The sequence below is a fragment of the Nostoc sp. 'Peltigera membranacea cyanobiont' 210A genome (genome assembly GCF_002246015.1).
Classification (GTDB): Bacteria; Cyanobacteriota; Cyanobacteriia; order Cyanobacteriales; family Nostocaceae; genus Nostoc.
The window spans coordinates 752,392-773,006 of record NZ_NOLJ01000003.1; the positions used below are offsets into that span (position 1 = coordinate 752,392).

Below are 20,615 nucleotides of genomic sequence, written 5' to 3' on the forward strand. Positions count from 1 at the left end.
AGTAGGGAAAAGGGCTAATACCAATACTGTTTTAACTTGAAATTGGGCTTTGGGAAAAGGTTACTGGGTTTGGGTTAAAAGCTTTTCTTTTCCCTTTTACCCTTCCCCTTTTCCCCACTTCTGCAAGAAGTCTATTGACTACAAGACATGGCAGAGGGAATAAAAGAACTTTGAGGAGATTGAGCCACAAGCATAATATTACCGTTACCATCAACAATCCATCCTTGAGCCTCCACAATCGGCTCGGTAGATTTGGTCATAGATGCAGTAGATGATTTATCCGCGATGGCTGTTGCTTGTGCGGGCAAATCTACCCAACCAGTAATTACTGCTCGTCCTCGCAACGGTTCATTAGGGCTTTGGGGTAATCCACCGCGTCCGGTAGCGATAAAACGACTAGCGGTTTGTCGTCCTCTGGAAGTGCAACCTTGGGCAATTTGTTGAGATACATCCACGAGGTTGGAAGGTAGTTGAGTTAATCCGCGACTAGGGTCAGTATCTGGACTATTGATGGTTACTTCCCCACTCACCCCCAATTCCGAACTCGCTGTAATGTCACTGTTTTCCGTTGGGCGTTTTTGCGGGAGAATACCGAAAATACCGTTTGTTGTAATGTCAACTCTACCACCAGTTCCAGTGAAGGCGTTAGCAGTGATATCGCTATTTTCTTTGGGAACAGCGACAATGAAAGGGCTATTAATGATGAGATTACCGCCATTGCCACCGAATTCGCTACTGCCGGCAGTGGTGGAAATTTGACTATGATTGCGTAGTAATAATAACTCTTGCAACTTCAAGGTAATATTACCACCATTCCCCGATCTGGTTATGGCGGCGATCGCTCCTTGGTTATCCAGGCTCAGAGAACGAGCTTGGATCTCAAGGTCGCCTGCCGTCCCCGCTCCGGTACTACTGACAGTGACTTCACCTCCATCCCGGACAATCATCTGCTCAGTTTCAATCTTTAAACTTCCCCCACTACCAGTACCTTCTGGCTTCACCGCAGCGCTGATTTGGCTGTTAAAGTTACCATTTGGTGATTTTCCAACGACTTCGACAGATTTCGACGCATGAATTCGCAATCTACCTGCATTGCCAACTCCAGCAGTGCCAACCGATATTATTGCACCACCTCTCACACTCAAGCGATCGGTTTCAATTGTTAAATCGCCACCATTGCCTCTGGGTGGAATAACTGTTTCATCTGCGTCTAGTTGAATACCTGCATTGATACCTGTAGCAAAGAGGTTATCAACAGGTGTATCAAATACCTCTACTTCAGAGGCCCGAATTGTGAGATTACCAGCGTCACCTTGACCAAAAGTAGCGACTTGCACTTTGCCTCCATGACTGACACTCAAGCGTTTTGTCTCAATAGTCAAGTTGCCACCGCGACCCTCACCTCTAGGGTTTACCTGAGCGAATAAGCCAGCAGGATTTTCAAGATTAGATGTAAATGATTTGATTTTTCCACTGATTTCGACTGACTCGGCAGCGTGAATAGTCAAATTTCCTGCAAACCCTTTACGGTAAACACTGCTTGCCACTTGACTATCAATGATATTCATCGTGACAGTTTCAATGTTTATATTGCCAGCATTCCCTTGTCCAAAAGTACTGGCAGATAGTTGTCCTTCTCGGACAATCAACTGATTGGTATTAATTGCCAAATCTCCTGCTGTTCCTGTACTCGATGTTTGAGTCAACAAGCTGCTGGGAAAGGGAAATAGACTATTACTATTAGTAGCAAATCCTATCAGTTTAACTGATTGGGAGGCATTTATCGTCAAACTTCCTCCAGCCCCACTACCGTTAGTTCGAGCTGAAATCGCTGCTCCATCTTGGATTAACAACTGATTGGTATTAATCGTAATCTTTCCTGCGGGCCCTGTGCCATAGGCGTTAGAACTTATTTTGCTAGGATACCATCTATTAGGAAACTGTGGCAGAATCGCAGTACCGACTAGCTGCACTGATTCGGCATTTACGGTTATACTCCCTCCAACCCCTTTACCTTCGTTATCGGTTATGATTCCGGCTCCATTTTGGATGAGTAACTGTCTAGTGTTAATCGTGATGTCTCCGGCGTCTCCCACTCCATTAGATGCAGCAAATATACCAGTACCTAAATAGGGATTATCTGGAATGCCAATTAGTTGCACTGATTCTGAGGCATTCACGGTCAAATTTCCTGCCACACCTGCATTCGTTGTACTAGATGAAATCTTTCCTCCTGCTAAGATTTGTAACTGTCTGGTGTTAATTGTCAAGTCTCCTGCATCTCCTGTCCCAGAACTTTCAGCAAATAAACCGCTACGAATTCCAGTAGGTGATTCTCCAACGACTTGCACTGATTCGGAAGCATTTACACTCAATCCTTTTCCAGGTAATGCTCCTAAAGTGCTGGCTTCAATCTTGGAACCTCCACTAACTGTAACTCCTTTACCCCACACCTGAATAGCCCCGCCACCTTCGCCACTGGTACTAACCAAAGCTTGATTACTGAGTGAGATATCGGCTTTAGCTACACTATCAGGAACAATCAAACTCAAATTATTACCATCCACATTCAGTCCGACTGTCCCCTCACCTGCAATTCCTGCCAATTCCACTCGTCCACCCGGAGCATTCAATTTACCTTCGTTGATGGCAATTTCTCCACCCACTAATAGCAAACTCTGACCATCTGGTACTCGTAGACCAAAGATATTATCTCCTGCTGGTGCAATTGACCTATTTTCTATTCTGCCAGCCTGAAGTTGATTGAATAGCAAAGCGGAAGGATTAACTGTTAGTAACAAAGAAGGAGTCTGAGGATTAGTTGCACTAAATTCCAACCCATTGCCAAACACAAAAGAATTCGCCGTACTCCCTACAAAGGAACCCGCTACATCCAGCCGTGCATTGTTCCCAAATAAAATGCCATTAGGATTGATCAAAAACAAATTTGCACCACCATCCACCCCCAATGTGCCGAGAATCTTGGAGATATTACTTCCCGTCACCCGTGTGAGAATATTTGAGATTCCCGTGGGATTGGCAAAATAAACACGCTGCAACTCACCCACATTGAATTCCTGGAAACTATGGAACAGGTTTGCACCGCGAGTTGCTCCACCATCAATGCGGTCAGCAGCACTACCTTTAATATTGACATTGGGAGCGATTATTGAAGAGTTATTACCCAATGTTCCATCAGGCGTAATCTGGGCTAAGGCGTGATTTTCAGAACAAAATATGCCGTGAGCAAGCACTCCAATAATGCCAAAAAATTCTAATAAATCTGAGTGCCAATTCCTATCTTTACAGGTTGTCATATCAGAACCAGCCTCGCTTGCTCATTTCCTACCTGTGAATATGCAATTTTCTTACGCCACAGCTTTGAGCCACATCTTCAAGGGTTTTCAGCTAGCCGTCCCGATCAATTTTTCTACAATTAATTTCAGCAGATATTTTAACTAGATCGGAGTAAACTTTTTAAAACTTAAAATTAGGTAATGCATCTGATTGTTTTGATCGCTCTTGGGTTTCATCGTAATTCCTCTCCCGACTCTTGAAGTGATGAATTATTGACTACAGGACATGGCAGAGGGAATAAAAAAACTTTGAGGAGATTGAGCCACGAGCATAATATTACCATTAGCATCGACAATCCATCCTTGAGCCTCGACAATCTGATCATCAGATTTGGTCATAGATGCAGTAGATGATTTATCCGTGACTCTGTGTGTTACTTGTGCGGGCAAATCTACCCAACCAGTAATCACTGCTCGTCCTCGCAACGGTTCATTAGGGCTTTGGGGTAATCCACCGCGTCCGGTGGCGATAAAACGACTAGCGTTTTGTCTTCCTCTGGGTGTGCAACCTTGGGCAATTTGTTGGGATGCATCCACGAGGTTGGAGGGTAGTTGAGTTAATCCGCGACTAGGGTCAGTATCAGGACTGTTGATAGTTACTTCCCCACTTACTCCCAATTCCGAACTCGCTGTAATGTCACTGTTTTCAGTTGGGCGTTTTTGCGGCAGAATACCGAAAATACCGTTAGTTGTAATGTCAACTCTACCACCAATCCCTGTAAAGGCGTTAGCGCTGATATCGCTATTTTCGTTAGGAACTGCAACGATAAATCTTGAGTTGATATTAATATTACCGCCATTGCCACCTAATTTTTCTGTACCTGCGTTGGTGGAGATTTGACTGTTGCGACGGAGTAAGAGTAAATTACTGTTGACGTTGATGTTACCACCGTTACCGGATGCAGATTCGGCGTTGAGTTTACTTTGGTTGTCTAGGGTAATTTTGGGTGAATTGATTTCGATATCGCCTGTGATTCCTGAACCTGTAGAACTTACAAATAAGCCACTGTTAGCGCCGATATGACTAGTTCCAGAAACAGTTACCGCATCTTTTGCATTGATGCGAACATTTCCCGCATTCCCCTGTGCAAAAGTTGAGGCAGAAAGTTTAGCGCCATCTCGTAGTGAGAAGCTACCAGAATCGATAGTAATGTTACCCCCATTGCCAACTGTTCCCGTTTCCACACTGCTGAAAATCGCACTAACCAAACCATTTTTCTCTCCAGCAATATCAACAGCGCCAGTAACATTCACATTGACATTCCCCGCATCTCCCTGTCCTGCTGGTTGGGTATCAAATGCACTACGAGTAAAGGTTAGCAGTTGAGCACCATCAGTGAGTGACAGGGTTGCTGCATTGATGTTGATATTGCCACTCTTACCCACACCTCCGGCTTCCACCGTGCTGAGGATGGCAGCAGCATCTGCAAGGGAAACAGCATTTTTTGCACCCACTGTCACATTCCCCGCATTTCCCTGTCCAAGAGTTGAGGCAGAAAGTTGAGCGCCATCTCGTAGTGAGAAGTCACCAGAATCGATGGTAATGTTACCCCCATTGCCGACTGTTCCCGTGGACACTGTACTGGCGATCGCACTTTTCAAACCGTTTTTCTCCCCAGCAATATCAACAGCACCTGTTACCAAAACATTGACATTCCCCGCATCCCCTCTTCCTGCTGGTTGGGTATCAGATGCACCACGAGTAATGGTTATCAGTTGAGCGCCATCAGTGAGTGACAAAGTTGCTGCATTGATGTCGATATTGCCACCCTTACCCACACCTCCGGCTTCCACGGTGCTGAAGATGCTAGCATCTGCAAGGAAAACAGCATCTTTTGCAATCACCGTCACATTCCCTGCATTCCCCTGTCCAGAAGTTGAGGCATTAAGTAGGGCACCATCTCGTAATGAGAAGTTACCAGAATCGATGGTAATGTTACCTCCATGGCCAACAGTCCCGGTATCCACTCTGCTGAAAATCGCACTGGGAAAATCGTTTTTCTCTCCAGCAATATCAACGGCGCCAGTGACTTTCACATTGACATTCCCCGCATCCCCTATTCCTGCTGGTTGGGTATCAGATGCTTCACGAGTAAAGGTTAGCAGTTGAGCGCTATCAGTGAGTGACAAAGTTGCTGCATTTATGTTGATATTGCCACCCTTACCCACACCTCCGGCTTCTACGGTGCTGAAGATGCTAGCATCTGCAAGGGAAACAGCATCTTTTGCACCTACTGTCACATTCCCCGCATTTCCCTGTCCAAAAGTTGAGGCATTAAGTTGGGCGCCATCTCGTAATAAGAAGTCACCAGAATCGATGGTAATGTTACCCCCATTGCCAACTGTTCCTGTAGCCACACTGCTGACAATCCCACTGAGAAAACCGTTTTTCTCCCCAGTAATATCAACATCACCTGTTACCAAAATATTGACATTGCCTGCATCTCCTCTTCCTGCTGGTTGGGTATCAGATGCTTCACGAGTAATAGTTATCAGTTGAGCACCATCAGTAAGTGACAGGGTTGCTGCATTAATGTCGATATTGCCACCCTTACCCACACCTCCTGCTGCCACTGCGCTGTAGATGGCAGCATCTGCAAGGGAAACAGTATCTTTTGCAATCACCGTCACATTCCCTGCATTCCCCACTCCAGAAGTTGAGGCATTGATTTCAGCGCCATCTCGTAATGAGAAGTCATCAGAATCGATGGTAATGTTACCTCCATTTCCTTGTCCACGAGTTGAGGCATTAATTTCAGCATTATCTCGTAATGAGAAGTCATCAGAATCGATGGTAATGTTACCTCCATTGCCAACTGTTCCTGTAGCCACACTGCTGACAATCCCACTGAAAAAACCGTTTTTTTCCCCAGCAATATCAACAGCACCTGTTACCAAAATATTGACATTGCCTGCATCTCCTCTTCCTGCTGGTTGGGTATCAGATGCTTCACGAGTAATGGTTAGCAGTTGAGCGCCATCAGTGAGTGACAGAGTTGCTGCATTGATGTCAATATTGCCACCCTTACCTACACCTCCTGCTGCCACTGTGGTCAAAATGCCAGCATTACCTGTCAGAGAAACATCATCTTTTGCACGCACCGTTACATTCCCCGCATTCCCTTGTCCAAGAATTGAGGCAGAAAGTGTAGCACCATCAGTGAGTGACAGGGTTGCTGCATTGATGTTGATATTGCCACCTTTACCCACACCTCCGGCTTCCACTCTGCTAAGGATGTCAGCATCTGCAAGGGAAACAGTATTTTTTGCATCCACTGTCACATTCCCCGCATTTCCCTGTCCAGAAGTTAAGGCAATAAGTTGAGCGCCATCTCGTAATGAAAAGTAACCAGAATCAATAGTAATGTTGCCTCCTTTGCCTTTTGCTCCTTCTTCTACAAAATTGCGAATCCCGCTACCATAACCAGCAATTTTGATGTCTTCGGTAGCATTTAGCGTAGTATCCCCAGCAACAGTCTCAGGTGTACCCAACCCCCCCCCAATACCAGCATAAAGGACACTTCCGCCTAATATCTCCAAATTCCGGGCATTGATAGCAATATTACCCCCACCAGCAGCTTCTACATACACACGCGCTTGATTGGTAAGCGATACCGAAGCACGAATCACATTCTCAGGAAATTTCAAGCTGAGATTATCCCCACTAAAAACAAGATTGACATTTCCAGGAGATGCTAACCCCCCTAATTCAACTCTCCCACCATAAGCATTTAACTGCCCGCCATCCATGCTGACATTACCGCCCACTAGCAGCAAACTTTTACCATCTCCTACTCGTAAACCAAATGCATTAAAACCTGCTGGATCTGTTCCTGCTGGTGCAATTGACCTGTTTTCAATTCTGCCAGATGGAAGTTGATTGAAGAACAATGTCGAAGGATTAACTGTTAGTAATGGGGAAGGATTCTGAGGATTAGTTGCACTAAATTCCAACCCATTGCCAAATACAAAAGAATTCGCCGTACTCCCTACAAAGGAACCCGCTACATCCAGCTGTGCATTATTCCCAAATAAAATGCCATTGGGATTGATAAAAAACAAATTTGCGCCACCATCTACCCCCAATGTGCCGAGAATATTGGAGATATTACTTCCCGTCACCCGTGTGAGAATATTGGAGATTCCCGTGGGATTGGCAAAATAAACACGTTGGGATTCTCCGACATTGAATTCTTGGAAACTATGGAACAGGTTTGCACCGCGAATTGCTCCACCATCAATCCGGTCAGCAGCACTACCTTTAATATTGACATTGGGAGTGACTTTTGAAGAGTTATTACCCAATGTTCCATCAGGGGTAATCTGGGCTAAGGCGTGATTTTCACAACACAATATGACATGAGCAAGCACTCCAATAATACTAAACACTCCTAATAAATCTGAGCGCCAATTCCTATTTCCACAGATTGCCATATCATAACCAGCCTCGCTTGCTCATTTCATTCCTGTGAATATGTAATCAATCACGCCACGGCTTCGAGCCACATCTTCAAGGGTTTTCTGCTAGCCGTACTGATCAATTTTTCTACAATTAATTTCAGCAGATATTTTAATTCGATGAGAGGAAAGTTTTTAAAACTTAAAATTAGGTAATATCATGTCCGCGTAATTAGTTATGCTAACCACAGTCATTACACCCCACCCCTTAATCCCCTCCCCGCTTGCGGGGAGGGGAGACAAAGCGTAGCTTTGGCGGGGTGGGGTTCTTCGGGTTTAATAAGCAATCAAGCGGACATGATATAATGCATCTATCTGATTGTTTTGATCGCTCTTGGGTTTCATCGTAATTCCTCCCCCGACTCTTGGAGTAACAAATTATTGACTACAAGACATGGCAGAGGGAATAAAAAAACTTTGAGGAGATTGAGCCACGAGCATAATATTACCATTAACATCGACAATCCATCCTTGAGCCTCCACAATTGGATCGGTAGATTTGGTCATAGATGCAGTAGATGATTTATCCGTGATGGCTGTTACTTGTGCGGGCAAATCTACCCAACCAGTAATCACTGCTCGTCCTTGCAACGGTTCATTAGGGCTTTGGGGTAATCCACCGCGTCCTGTAGCAATAAAGCGACTAGCGTTTTGTCTTCCTCTGGGTGTGCAACCTTGGGCAATTTGTTGGGATGCATCCACGAAGTTGGAGGGTAGTTGAGTTAATCCGCGACTAGGGTCAGTATCTGGACTGTTGATAGTTACTTCCCCACTTACTCCCAATTCTGAACTCGCTGTAATGTCGCTTTTTTTGGTTGGGCTTTTTTGCGGGACAATACCGAAAATGCCGTTTGTTATAATGTCAACTTTACCACCAATCCCTGTAAAGGCATTAGCGCTGATATCGCTATTTTCTTGGGGGACGGCGACAATGAAAGGGGTATTGATGGTGATGTTACCGCCATTGCCACCGAACTGGTTATTGCCAGCAGTGGTGGAGATTTGACTGCCGTTGCGTAGTAATAATAAGTCTTGCAGCTTCAGGGTAATATTGCCGCCAGTGTTGCTGCGGGTTTCGGCGGAGATGGTTCCATTATCTAGGGTGAGCAAACCTGCTATCAGGTCAATATTGCCGCCAACTCCTGTACCTTGACTATCGACAGCGATTTTCGCATCATCTCTAATGGTTATAGTTCTGGGGTCGATGGAGATACTACCACCTTTGCCACTAGAACCTTCAGTTGTGTTGGCAAACAGCCCACTATTAGCGCCAGCTAGTGTCATGCTGTCAGTGATTTTAAGGGTGATATCTCCGGCACGTCCCCTGCCAGAAGTAATAGTACTCAGTTTAGCGCCACTGACAGCTTCAAAGTTATTGGCATTGACCGTGATGCTGCCAGCGGGGCTTCCCGACGTAGTGCTGGCGTTTAAAAATGCTTTATCCATCATACGTAGTACACCTGTAGTGATTATGATTTCGCCACCCTGACCAGTGTCTTCAGATTCGGTAGCTGTAGACATTCCACTAAGTTCTCCTAAGTCATCAATTCTAGAGAGGTTAACAAAATCTGAAGTGTTCACCAGGATATTGCCTGCCTTTCCCTTATTATCAGTTGAGGCAAATAGTCGAGCTCCATCCGTTAGAGAAAGAGATTGTGCCTGAATGTGGATGTCACCCCCATTACCACCGCTAATATCGCTCCTAGCAGTTTGGCTGGAGATAGTACTGTTTTTAATAAAGATAGAACTATTTGACTGTAGCGATATACTTCCAGCATCCCCGTCTCCGAAGGTAGCGCTCCAAAAACCGCTGTTTTCAATAGAGATAGAGCCATTTGACCACAGTAATATGCTTCCAGTGTTGTCCCTATTGCCAGAGGTTTGGCTGTCCAGAATGCTATCTTTAATAGAGATAGAGGCATTTGACCGCAACAAAATGCTTCCAGCATTTCCCTCGTCGAAGCTATCGCTGTCGAGATAGCTGTCCTCAAGAAGAGAGATAGAGCCATTTGACTGTAGCAATATGTTTCCAGCATTCCCGTAATTGGTATTGCTCAAGAGATTACTCTTTTTAAGAGAGATGGAGCCATTTGACTTTAGCGATATGTTTCCGGCATTCCCGTAATTGGTATTGGTGGAGATATCGCTGTTTTCAAGAGAAATAGAACCATTTGACCACAGCGATATGCTTCCGGCATCTCGATTTTCAGAGTTAGAGTTAGAAAGAGCGCTATCGGTTATGGAGAGAAAGCCAGCTGTGATATTGATGCTGCCCGCGTTGCCCAAACCTCCAGTTGGCACAGCATTAGAGATAAGGCTTTCATTTGTAATGTTTATGCCCGCAGTCGCATTAATGTCAATATTTCCGGCTTGACTGTCAACTGACCCCAACCCTGACGCTATTCCAGCCTGAAGTTTACTTGCTCCCAAAACATCTATATTCTGCGCATTGATGGCAATACTACCTCCTTGTTTGGCTCTTACATTCACTTCAGCGCCATTAGTGAGGGTTACATTTGCTCGCGCTACACTATCAGGAAAATTTAAGCTCAAATTGTTGTCAGTAAAATTCAGTCCTACTGTTCCCTCTCCCGTCAATCCTCCCAATTCCACTTGACCACCCGGAGCATTTAATCTGCCTCCATCAATGGCAACATCTCCACCTACTAATACGAGGCTACGACCATCGGGAACTCGTAAACCAAACAGATTATCTCCTGCTGGTGCAATTGACCTGTTTTCAATCCTGCCAGCCTGAAGTTGATTGAATAGCAAAGTAGAAGGATTAACTGTTAGTAACGAGGAAGGAATCTGAGGATTTGTTGCACTAAATTCCAAGCCATTGCCAAACACAAAAGAATTCGCAGTACTCCCTACAAAGGAACCTGCCACATCTAAACGTGCATTGCTCCCAAATAAAATGCCATTGGGATTAATAAAAAACAAATTTGCACCACCATCTACCCCCAAAGTGCCGAGAATATTGGAGATATTACTTCCCGTCACCCGTGTGAGAATATTAGAGATTCCCGTGGGATTGGCAAAATAAACACGTTGGGATTCTCCGACATTGAATTCCTGGAAACTATGGAACAGGTTTGCACCGCGAATTGCTCCACCATCAATCCGGTCAGCAGCACTACCTTTAATATTGACATTGGGAGTGACTTTTGAAGAGTTATTACCCAATGTTCCATCAGGGGTAATCTGGGCTAAGGCGTGATTTTCACAACANAAATATGACATGAGCAAGCACTCCAATAATACTAAAAACTCCTAATAAATTTGAGTGCCAATTTTTATCTCCATAGATTGCCATGTCACAACTAGCCTCGCTTGCTCATTTCCTACCTGTGAATATGCAATTCCCTTAAGCCACGGCTTCGAGCTACATCTTCAAAGGTTTTCAGCTAGCCGTCCCGATCAATTTTTCTACAATTAATTTCAGCAGATATTTTAATTCGATGAAAGTAAAGTTTTAAAAACTTAAAATTAGGTAATGGTTCCCAAAATACAAAGTTATAAATCACTAATCAACCTCGCCTTACGGAGGAAAAATTGCAGCACAGTTTCTTCACGGGAAATAATATCAACCCTACCCTCCATACCCAATTGAATATGACACTGGTTTTTCCCTTTACCTAAAACCAGAGTTTCTGGTTCAATAGTCACTTCATAAAAAGCACCAGCCGCAGTAGCTTTTGGACTAGTAGTCCCATTCATCGATGTATTTGTGCCATTCTTTTGAGGAGCGATCGCATCTGGAGAAATCGCTTGTACTTGACCATTCAGAGTACCATAATCTGGGTAAGGACAAGCGCTGACCCGCATTTGGACTTTTTGACCAATTTTTAACTTACTTTGCTCATCAGATGCCACCGCAGCTTTTAAAACTTGAGGTGCATCAGTGGGGACAATTTGCAATACTTCCTCGCCAGCCCGCACAGTTTGACCTGGGTTTCGCAGATTGAGTTGGGAAATGATACCATCGGCGGTAGCTGCGATCGCAGTTTGAGCTAAATCTATTTTGGCTTGTTTGAGTTCGCTAGTATCACGTTCTAACTGCTTTTCAATTTCAATTCGTTGCTTAACTAAGGCTTGGCGTTCCTTTTCTATTGTTGCTTTGTTACTTTCCCCTCCGGCTTTTTCTTGAGCAATTCGCTCAGTAGCAACAGTTACTGCTGCATTACTTGGATGTACGGCAACTTGGGCGCGTTGTCTTCTGGCCATCACAGCAGATACCGCTTGTTGTAACCGTTCAATTGTCTGTTTTTGCGCTTCCACTGCTGCTGCTTGCGCCTTTACCGCTTGCTCTTGCTGTCTGGCAGATAATTGTGCTTCTTCCAATTGATCCTGAGATAGCGCCCCTTGGTTGGCTACACTCTCATATCGCTTCTGTTTTGACTGGGCTACACCTAATGCAGCTTCAGCAGCATGGAGATTTGCTTGTGTTGTTTTTAACTGTGCTTCCCCAGCCAGCAATTCTTTCTCGGCAATTTTGACGTTGGCATCAGCTTCTTGGAGTTCGGAAACAGTGGTAAGATTTTTATCTTGATATTCCCGACGGCGACCGCTCAATTCGGCTTGAGCGCCAGTAATAATCCGGTTAAGGCGGTCAGTTTCAGCTTGAATCTGGCTATTAAGGGAACTAATTTGGGCATTGATTTGCACTAGTTGTAACTGAGATTGTTGAATACTAGTTTGCAATTGACTTTTTTTGGTTTGCAGACGGGAGTCATCGATAGTTGCGATCGCATCTCCTTTTTTGATAAGCTGATTTTCTTTGACATAAATGTGCATAACCTGACCTTCAGTCGCCGCTTGCACAATTCGCAATTCACCCGCCGGACGCACAACCGCCTGTGCTTGGACTGTAACCTTATATTTACAAATTGCAGCAAGTGGCACAGCTAATCCGAGAACGCAGAGAATAAACATTCCGCCCCATGTTGTCCAACGAGTAATTGGTGGGAGAAATTCGTTTGTTTGAATTGGGGGGAGAAAATTTGTGTTGCTAACCATGATGTCATATAAATAAACCGCAGAGAAAACAGAGATTTTGACAACTGCTATTCATGTCCGGGCAATTAAGCATAATACCCGGAACCCCACCCCGCCAAAGCTGCGCTTTAGCTCCCCTCCCCGCCTGCGGGGAGGGGTTGGGNGGTGGGGTTCTTTTATTATGGGTAATTTGGCGGAGATGATATGATTTAGGATTGCTATCTTAATTAATAGTGGCAGTCTTGCCGTTATGATGAGCCGGGGAAGATATCAGCGCCAACCCATTATGAGAGGGAAAAATATCATCTAAGAAATCTAAATGTTCGCCAGGTAAAGAGCGCAATTCTTCTGGTGTCCCTTGGATTTTTAAGCGTCCTTGTTCTAAAAATACAATTAAATCTGCCCTCTGTATCACCTTGGGACGGTGACTAATTAAAATAGTCGTTTGATTGTGACGATGGGATAAAAGTCTATCTAATACTTGTCTTTCGCTTACTGGGTCGAGTGCGCCCGTGGATTCATCTAAAATTAAGACTGGTGGCTGAGTAACTATGGCTCTGGCTATAGCTAATCTTTGGCGTTGTCCACCGGAAAGATTTGCCCCAAATTCTCCTAAAACAGTTTGATATTTATCAGGGAGTTTGCTAATAAATTCATCCGCACCTGCAATTTGGCAAGCTCTAACAATTTCTTCAAAACTAATATGGGGATAGCTAAAGTTGAAGTTATCAATAATCGAACGACTCCAAAAGTGGGGTTCTTGAGGAACTAATACCACTTGTTGACGCAAACATTCTAAAGATAGGTCTTGCTGATTATATAAACCATAACGAATATTGCCAGACTCGACTTTATATAAGCCAGTCAGCAATTTTGCCAGGGTACTTTTACCACAGCCCGATTTGCCAATTAAAGCAATAACTTTACCGCCAGGAATAGTTAAGGAAAAATCTTGTAAGAGGTCAACTCTACCTGCGTGATGAAAGTTAAGTTCAGTGCAAGTAATATCTGCATTTCCAGGAATTTGTGCCCAAGGCTTTTTAAAATCATTTTCGGATTCTGGGGTAGCGTCAATAACTTCTGTCATCCGTTGAAGGACTATCTGGGCTGTGATAAACTCATCTACTAAGCCGATGGCAGCACCTAAGAAGCCGAGAAAGTTGCCACTCATGCCGTTATATGCCATTAATTGACCGATTGTTAAGGTGCGATTAATGACTAAATAGCTACCCATCCAAAGGATGCCAATACTAATAAAGGTGGAAAGAATGCCAGTAACTGTACTGCTATACAGTCCCAGTTTCATCATACTCCAGCCCAAGTTGGCGAGGCGACCATAATTCCCTTGGTATTCTGACCAAGCTTGGGGAGTGGCTTGGGTAGTTTTTAATACTTGGATGCCGCGAAATGTTTCTACCAAAAAGCCTTGGTTTTCTGTACCAGAAATAATTAAATTCCGGGTTTTCTGGCGCATCGCGGGTAAGAAAAGCAGGTTAACACCTGTGACAACCATAAATGCAACTATGGAAGCGAGAGTTAGTTCCCAACTGTAAAAGAGCATAAAAGCCAAGGAAATTACCGCAATAAAGAATTGACTGGGTAATCCGAGGACAATTTGGGAAACTAAGTTATTGATGGCTTTGACATCGGCAATGCGGCTGACAACTTCGCCACTGCGTCGTCCTTCAAAGTAGGATAGGGGTAAATGTAAGAGTTTGCGTCCGTATTCTAGAATTAGTCCTAATTGCAATCTTTGACCGAAGTGACCGATAAGGTGAGATTGGACTAAACTAATGGCGCTTCTAATTAAGTTCATGGCGATAACGCCAATGGCGACGGTGGTTAGTAGTTGGGTATCACCTCTTACTAAGACATCATCGGTGAGGAGTTGCATCATGAAGGGAGATGCTAAAGAAAGTAGTCCAATGGCGATGTTAATGGCGATCGCTTGAGCGAGAATAGAACGATAAGGCCAAACCCGTTGCAGATATCTTCCCAGTCCGCCAATTTTATCTGATTCTTGTTGATAAAAACGACTGTCGTCTGGAGTCAGCAGTAACATTACGCCATTATTCCAACCCGCCATTAACTCTTGACGGGTAAGGTGACGAATACCAATACCAGGGTCGGCAATGACGTATTTTTTGCCTTTTTGTCCGTATAATACAACCCAATGGTAGCCTTTCCAGTGGATAACCGCTGGTAGGGGAGCTTGATCTAATTGGTCGATTAATTGGGGACTAGCTTTAACTTGGCGGGCGTTGAATCCTAGTACTTCTGCACCCCGTTTCAATCCCAGCAAGGATGTTCCTCTGGAACCAGTACCTACGGCTTCTCGGATGCGGTTGAGGGTAAATGTGCGCCCGTAATGTTTGGCAATGGTGGCAAGACTCGCAGCACCGCAGTCTTCTTCTGTGTGTTGGAGGACTATTTGGTATTTCATTGTCAAGACGAATGGTAATGGAAAAAGAGAAGTCGGGGAGAAAACCCCGACTAGAGATGATATTTAGTTTGTTAAACCTAAACATCTGAGTAATGGGCTATTTCTAGAAAGTTCTACCAATTTGAAAAATGATTGTGATATATGAATCGCTCAAAAGCTTAGTCACTAACTCTTTTACAATCCAAAATCTCCGAAGTTCTAATTGCTGGAAGTCGGCGCTCAGACTTCTCTAAAAATCTAAAATCCAAAATGGTATTACTCAGGTCGGTTTGTAACCTCTTCAAGCGGTGACATCGTAGAATACTTTGTATCTAGAACCGCTCCCACGTATAGTGGGTTTTTGCAGACCGTTTGTTAGCCCGGAGACGGAAATACTGCCTAAAGGGTCGTCAGAATCTGGCCAATCACTATCGAAAAAGCTGATTTCTGCATTTTCAAAGAAGTTAAATTCCCAAAGTAGGTTTTTAGCATCTCCTGTACCCATATCACCTACACCGTAGTTAGTGGTTATGCCGTCAAGAGTGACCTTAGCATAGACATCGTCTTTGCCTTTATACCAAGGATCTGCACCATCTGCGGCGCAAACTAGACTATATACATTGAGTGTATAACCCCCTTCAATAACAGACGCTTCTTCTGGCGTTAGGTTAGTAAAATGTTGTTCCTGAGCAACAACAGTAGCGCTAGCAGTAGAAGTAATATTTGACATGGTTTTTCTCCTTGATTGTAATTTACTAAATACACTTGAGAATTGCAGATTAGGCTACCTTATTAATTAGATCGTACAGAGATAATTAAGTAGCTTTTAAAAAGTTGCATATTTGTGGGATGAATTTGCGGCTGTAACTATCAAAGTTTTGTTCTGCATTTGACGAACTTATTCAATGATTCCGCTAGTCCCCAAAGAAAGTATCTTTCTAAATGAACTTCTCTGCATATCACTCTCTACGATGACTTTTAGTCTTTATGCACTTGGAGCAGAAAAATTTTGAAAAATCTGTAAAATCCTTACACAGCAAAGAATTAGCTTTTGTCCCTATAGCTGTATAATTGAAATCAGCTATAGAGACAAAAGCGACAAGTATTCTATGCAACCCCGACAGGGCATTGTTGAAATCTTTTCTACCTTTGTGCAATTTGATGTAGATCATTTGGTGGCGCGCTAAAAAGCTATTGCGCTTGCCATATAATATCAGGTTCGTAATTAATTCGGCTAAATAGGGTTGAGAATTACGTCATTGCACGGTTTGAACCACTTAGAGCCGCCAAAACCTCCAGTAACGTAGTTTCTGCTAAATTCTGGGACACTTCCGTTCCAGCCTGGTGGAACACTCAAATTAAGAATTCCTCCAGAGCGGATTCCACCTCTAGGGACATCAGCCCATTGCCCGATAACCGTATCGCCAATTCTTGTTCCCTTGTATACATTAGTCCAGGTTCTGCCATCATCAGCGCTCATTCCCAGCCACCAAATTTCATTGCCAATTTGCCTAACGTAATAGGTGCCTCCGTCATCCGAACGCCAAATTCCATTGAAGTCGCTAGAGGCAATACATAGAGCTTGCGCTGGCTGGTTTAGCACTAACGGCATGGTTACAACTGAAATCGGAATCACTGACAGGGCTACAAGTGTTGATAATCCAAAACCGAGTTTTTTAACTTTCTCTTTTTTTGGCGAAGGTATTTTTGTCCCATCACTGTTGGTATCTATATTCTTAGATATTACATCGCCATTGGCATCGTAAGTATAAGTTGTAGTTGAGGTCATAAATTTGTGTTCCTTGATAAATAACTAACCGTTCTGTATTTGACGAAATTATCCAATAATTTAGCAACTAACCAACCAACAAAAGCATCTTTTTTGTAGTACTTACTAGTTCAATGTCTTTACATATCACTCTTTACGACTACTTTGAGTTTTTATGCACTTGGAGCAGAACTATTTTGAAAAACTGGGCAAATCCTTATGCATGAAAAAATCGGGGCACTTGCCCCGACGTTATATTATATTCAGCTTTTTAGCCCAGATTTTTGAGTAGTTAGCTCTTTGATCTGAACCGAGATAGGACAATCTAACCTCGGAAATTCAAATCAGTAAATCAACTTGAGAAGTGCAGATTAGGCTACCTTATAGAGTTCGATATCGTATGGATTGCCAATAGTTGTTGTGTTGTCTTGAAACTCATACACTCCTCCATCGGACAAATCGTATTTTTTGTATAGCTCGTAGCCACTTCGACCGTCAGCGTCAAATTCAATGATTCCTCCACTGTAAGCAGTCCATATACGATCGGAGCCTGGTGCTGGATCGCCTGTTGTTGTACCATCGACAGTGTAGGGAATATTGTATCCCGTTGTGTTTTTAACTTCAAAAACTTCGTAACCGCCACTAATTGTTTCAGCAGCTTGTTCGTCAAGTTCTTCAATTAAACCAAAAGATTCTAGGCAGGTTTGATTTGTTAACATGGTTTTTCTCTCTTTGTTAATTAGGTGATGCAGAGATAATTAGGTAACTTTTAAGAAGTTGCATATTTGTGGGATGAATTTGTGCTTGTAACCATCGAAATTTTGTTCTGTATTTAACGAACTTATTCAATGATTCCGCTATTCCCCAAAGAAAGCATCTTTTTAAATGAACTTCTCTGCATATCACTCTCTACGATGACTTTTAGTCTTTATGCACTGAGATCGGAAAATTTTTTGAAAAATCTGTAAAATCCTTACGCAGCAAGGAATTAGGTTTTGTCCATCTGGCTGTATAATTGTAATCAGCTATGTTTCAAACAGCGGCAAGTATTCCATGCAACCCCGACAGGGCATTGTTGAAATCTTTTCTACCTTTGTGCAATTTGATGTAGATCAATTTAGTGGTTGGGCAACAGATGCCAAACTGCGACGCAGTATGAAAGTTTGCCTAGAGTCGTCAACTGAGAAATCAGATACCTTTTGGGCGCTTTACTGGTATAGAGTTTGGCAGACTCAATCTAGTGCTGTGGCACTTGCACATATTTCTGCTTATTTACAAGAGGTGTGCTATTGGACTGCCAGAAAATTCGCCCTCAACTTTCCCACGCAGTCGTCTGTAGCCGATTGTTTTCAGATGGCGATCGCTCATATTAACAGAATACTCAAAAATTTCAACCCCCAATACAGTTCGCATTTAAAAGCCTATGCAGAATTAACTTTTGAATCGATTATCAAAGATGCACTGCGCTTACACCGGGAAGCAGACATTTGCTCAGACTGGGCTTTATTGCATAAACTCAGCCGCAAACGACTAGTGCAGTCATTACAAAATGCCGGATTTAACAAAGAAAGCATCGAGAGTTATGTTTTAGCTTGGGAATGCTTTAAGGAACTTTACACGGGTGACAATACAAAAATTCGTCAGCTTCCCAAGCCAGATGCTCGGACTTGGCAGGCTATTAGTAATCTTTATAATGCAGAACGTTTCAGCCGATTGAGTTCACCCACTGCTGCAATCAACCAGCAAACCATAGAAACCTGGGTATTATCTGCTGCGAAAGCTGCCCGTACTTTCCTCTATCCTAAGTTTGTTTCCACAGACGCTCCGCTTAAAGAAGATGAGGGTAATTTATTAGATATATTGCCTGTAGATTTGCAAACATCTTTACTAACGGAAATTATTGAGCAGGAAGAAGCGGTGAATATGCGATCGCAGCAAGCTCAGTTAAACCAAGTTTTGTCCCAAGCGATCGCCGCACTCGATGCTGAGTCCCAAAAAGTACTACAAGCTTACTACGTTCAACAACTGACTCAACAAGAAATTGCTGCCCAGTTACAAATTAAGCAATATACTGTTTCCCGTCGCCTGAGCAGCATTAAAAAGTCATTGCTCCTGACTCTCACGCAATGGAGTCAAAACACCTTGCATATTTCCCCTAAATCCGACGTAGTAGATGCCATAAACACAAGTTTAGAGGAATGGCTCAAAGTCCAATATAGCCATACCCAGATTCAATCAGCAGACAAGAAATAATTTTGTCTCTTCCCTCTCCCTAATATGGTCTTTATATGGAGCCATTCTAGAATTATTTATGTTGAACCCACCTGCCCCATTCACTATTGACTCACAGCATTTATACTTGGAAATTACTCAATTTCCAGAAGTGCAAGAACAACCATACTCAACAGCTGGTGCTTGTCAACGTGGGTGGATAAATCAAAAATGCTTGCAAGCATTTTTGCCTTGGTTCCAGGAGGAAATTGCTCCCACCGCCAGGGTTTATCCTCACAGTGCGGCATTGCCGAGTTTTTGGGAAGTAGTCAATGGCACAGCTATTACTTTCGATCGCGATCGCTTGGTCTTAATTCCCACCCTGGCGATGGATGACGATGAGTTACGCGTACCGCAAGAATGGGTAGATATTCCAGAGTGGGTTGCTGACTATTACATAGCAGTACAAGTCAATCCCGATGATGGCTGGATGAAGATTTTTGGCTATACAACCCATCAAATTCTGAAAACAAAAGGGGTTTATGATGCTGGCGATCGCACTTACAGCTTGGAAAAAGAAGATTTAATTCCAGATATTAATGTGCTGTGGGTTACACGCCAACTTAATCAGCAAGAAACTTTACGTGCTGAGATTGCACCTTTAGATTCTATTGCCAAAACCCAGGCAGAAAACCTTTTAGAAAGATTGGGCGATCGCGATGTGAAATTTCCGCGTTTGGCAGTTCCATTTTCACTCTGGGGCGCGCTCTTGGCGCATAGCGGTTGGCGAAAAAAGTTGTATGAACTGCGTCAGGGTTTACTCATACAGCGATCGATTCCGCAATGGTTGCAGACAGGAGTAGCCAATTTAGCTCAACAGTGGGGATGGGAAAAAAGAGAATTCGTTGTGGTACCTGCCGGAATGCGGAGTGCAGAACCCGTTTTAGGCTTGTCTCGGCAAATAAAAGTTGCAGAGCAAACATACGAGTTACGCATTTTCCCAAAAAGCGCTTCTGAGGATTATGTTTGGCGTTTTGAATTGCGAAGTGCAACTCCTGGTGGTCAAATTCCGGCTGGGTTTAAGCTCCGACTACTAACAGAAGACTTACAAGCTTTTGAAAATAATCAAGATACGGCAACAACTCCTGTAGATATGTTGTATTTGGAAGTAATTTTGGAACTAGGAGAAGGATTAGTTTGGGAAATAGAACCCACTCCTGAAGACTATGACCGAGAAATTTTGCGGTTTTAAGTTTTACCTTCAAAAATCTTCACGTTTAGGCTCTATTATTTACTCTTAAACTGAATTTAACTACACACAGCAACCTATTTAGCAACCAAGATAGATATAGCAGGGTGTAAGGGCACGGCAGTGCCCATAGGTGTTAATTTAACGTGA

The 20,615-nt window shown here is 43.5% G+C and carries 10 protein-coding genes; 2 read left to right on the forward strand and 8 right to left on the reverse strand.

Annotated features, from left to right (window positions below; genetic code table 11):
• Positions 1 to 131: 131 nt before the first annotated feature.
• The 8 genes from CDG76_RS12465 to CDG76_RS12500 form a co-directional block, all read right to left on the reverse strand.
• On the reverse strand, positions 132 to 3,317 hold the full coding sequence (locus CDG76_RS12465) for a two-partner secretion domain-containing protein (RefSeq protein ID WP_094349308.1): 3,186 nt from the start codon (positions 3,315 to 3,317) through the stop codon (positions 132 to 134).
• Between the two features lie 249 nt (positions 3,318 to 3,566).
• Complete coding sequence (locus tag CDG76_RS12470; protein WP_094349309.1) at positions 3,567 to 7,790, reverse strand: two-partner secretion domain-containing protein; 4,224 nt, start codon at positions 7,788 to 7,790, stop codon at positions 3,567 to 3,569.
• Between the two features lie 402 nt (positions 7,791 to 8,192).
• Positions 8,193 to 11,060, reverse strand: coding sequence for a two-partner secretion domain-containing protein (locus CDG76_RS12475; protein ID WP_094349310.1), 2,868 nt, complete (start codon positions 11,058 to 11,060; stop codon positions 8,193 to 8,195).
• Positions 11,061 to 11,333: 273 nt separating this feature from the next.
• Positions 11,334 to 12,836 carry an HlyD family efflux transporter periplasmic adaptor subunit gene (locus CDG76_RS12480; RefSeq protein WP_094349311.1) on the reverse strand — a complete coding sequence of 501 codons (1,503 nt, stop codon included), beginning with the start codon at positions 12,834 to 12,836 and terminating at the stop codon, positions 11,334 to 11,336.
• Between the two features lie 202 nt (positions 12,837 to 13,038).
• Complete coding sequence (locus CDG76_RS12485; RefSeq protein WP_094349312.1) at positions 13,039 to 15,258, reverse strand: peptidase domain-containing ABC transporter; 2,220 nt, start codon at positions 15,256 to 15,258, stop codon at positions 13,039 to 13,041.
• A 280-nt stretch (positions 15,259 to 15,538) separates the two neighbouring features.
• On the reverse strand, positions 15,539 to 15,967 hold the full coding sequence (locus CDG76_RS12490) for a hypothetical protein (RefSeq protein WP_094349313.1): 429 nt from the start codon (positions 15,965 to 15,967) through the stop codon (positions 15,539 to 15,541).
• Positions 15,968 to 16,471: 504 nt separating this feature from the next.
• The gene (locus CDG76_RS12495; RefSeq protein WP_094349314.1) at positions 16,472 to 17,026 is read right to left on the reverse strand and encodes a hypothetical protein; all 555 of its coding nucleotides are present in this window, start codon (positions 17,024 to 17,026) and stop codon (positions 16,472 to 16,474) included.
• 350 nt (positions 17,027 to 17,376) lie between these two features.
• The gene (locus CDG76_RS12500) at positions 17,377 to 17,724 is read right to left on the reverse strand and encodes a hypothetical protein (protein ID WP_094349315.1); all 348 of its coding nucleotides are present in this window, start codon (positions 17,722 to 17,724) and stop codon (positions 17,377 to 17,379) included.
• A gap of 334 nt (positions 17,725 to 18,058) precedes the next feature.
• Here CDG76_RS12500 and CDG76_RS12505 point away from each other — a divergent pair, with 334 nt between their 5' ends.
• Together CDG76_RS12505 and CDG76_RS12510 are read left to right on the forward strand one after the other, a co-directional pair.
• Positions 18,059 to 19,258 carry a sigma-70 family RNA polymerase sigma factor gene (locus CDG76_RS12505; RefSeq protein ID WP_094349316.1) on the forward strand — a complete coding sequence of 400 codons (1,200 nt, stop codon included), beginning with the start codon at positions 18,059 to 18,061 and terminating at the stop codon, positions 19,256 to 19,258.
• A 58-nt stretch (positions 19,259 to 19,316) separates the two neighbouring features.
• Positions 19,317 to 20,468, forward strand: a complete 1,152-nt coding sequence (locus CDG76_RS12510; RefSeq protein ID WP_094349317.1) for a DUF1822 family protein — start codon at positions 19,317 to 19,319, stop codon at positions 20,466 to 20,468.
• The last annotated feature ends 147 nt before the right edge of the window (positions 20,469 to 20,615 follow it).

Bases quoted from the DNA above. Each gene is read 5' to 3' on its own strand.
- CDG76_RS12465 (WP_094349308.1), bottom strand. From the start codon at position 3,317: ATGACAACCTGTAAAGATAGGAATTGGCACTCAGATTTATTAGAATTT.
- CDG76_RS12470 (WP_094349309.1), bottom strand. From the start codon at position 7,790: ATGGCAATCTGTGGAAATAGGAATTGGCGCTCAGATTTATTAGGAGTG.
- CDG76_RS12480 (WP_094349311.1), bottom strand. From the start codon at position 12,836: ATGGTTAGCAACACAAATTTTCTCCCCCCAATTCAAACAAACGAATTT.
- CDG76_RS12485 (WP_094349312.1), bottom strand. From the start codon at position 15,258: ATGAAATACCAAATAGTCCTCCAACACACAGAAGAAGACTGCGGTGCT.
- CDG76_RS12490 (WP_094349313.1), bottom strand. From the start codon at position 15,967: ATGTCAAATATTACTTCTACTGCTAGCGCTACTGTTGTTGCTCAGGAA.
- CDG76_RS12495 (WP_094349314.1), bottom strand. From the start codon at position 17,026: ATGACCTCAACTACAACTTATACTTACGATGCCAATGGCGATGTAATA.
- CDG76_RS12500 (WP_094349315.1), bottom strand. From the start codon at position 17,724: ATGTTAACAAATCAAACCTGCCTAGAATCTTTTGGTTTAATTGAAGAA.
- CDG76_RS12505 (WP_094349316.1), top strand. From the start codon at position 18,059: ATGCAACCCCGACAGGGCATTGTTGAAATCTTTTCTACCTTTGTGCAA.
- CDG76_RS12510 (WP_094349317.1), top strand. From the start codon at position 19,317: ATGTTGAACCCACCTGCCCCATTCACTATTGACTCACAGCATTTATAC.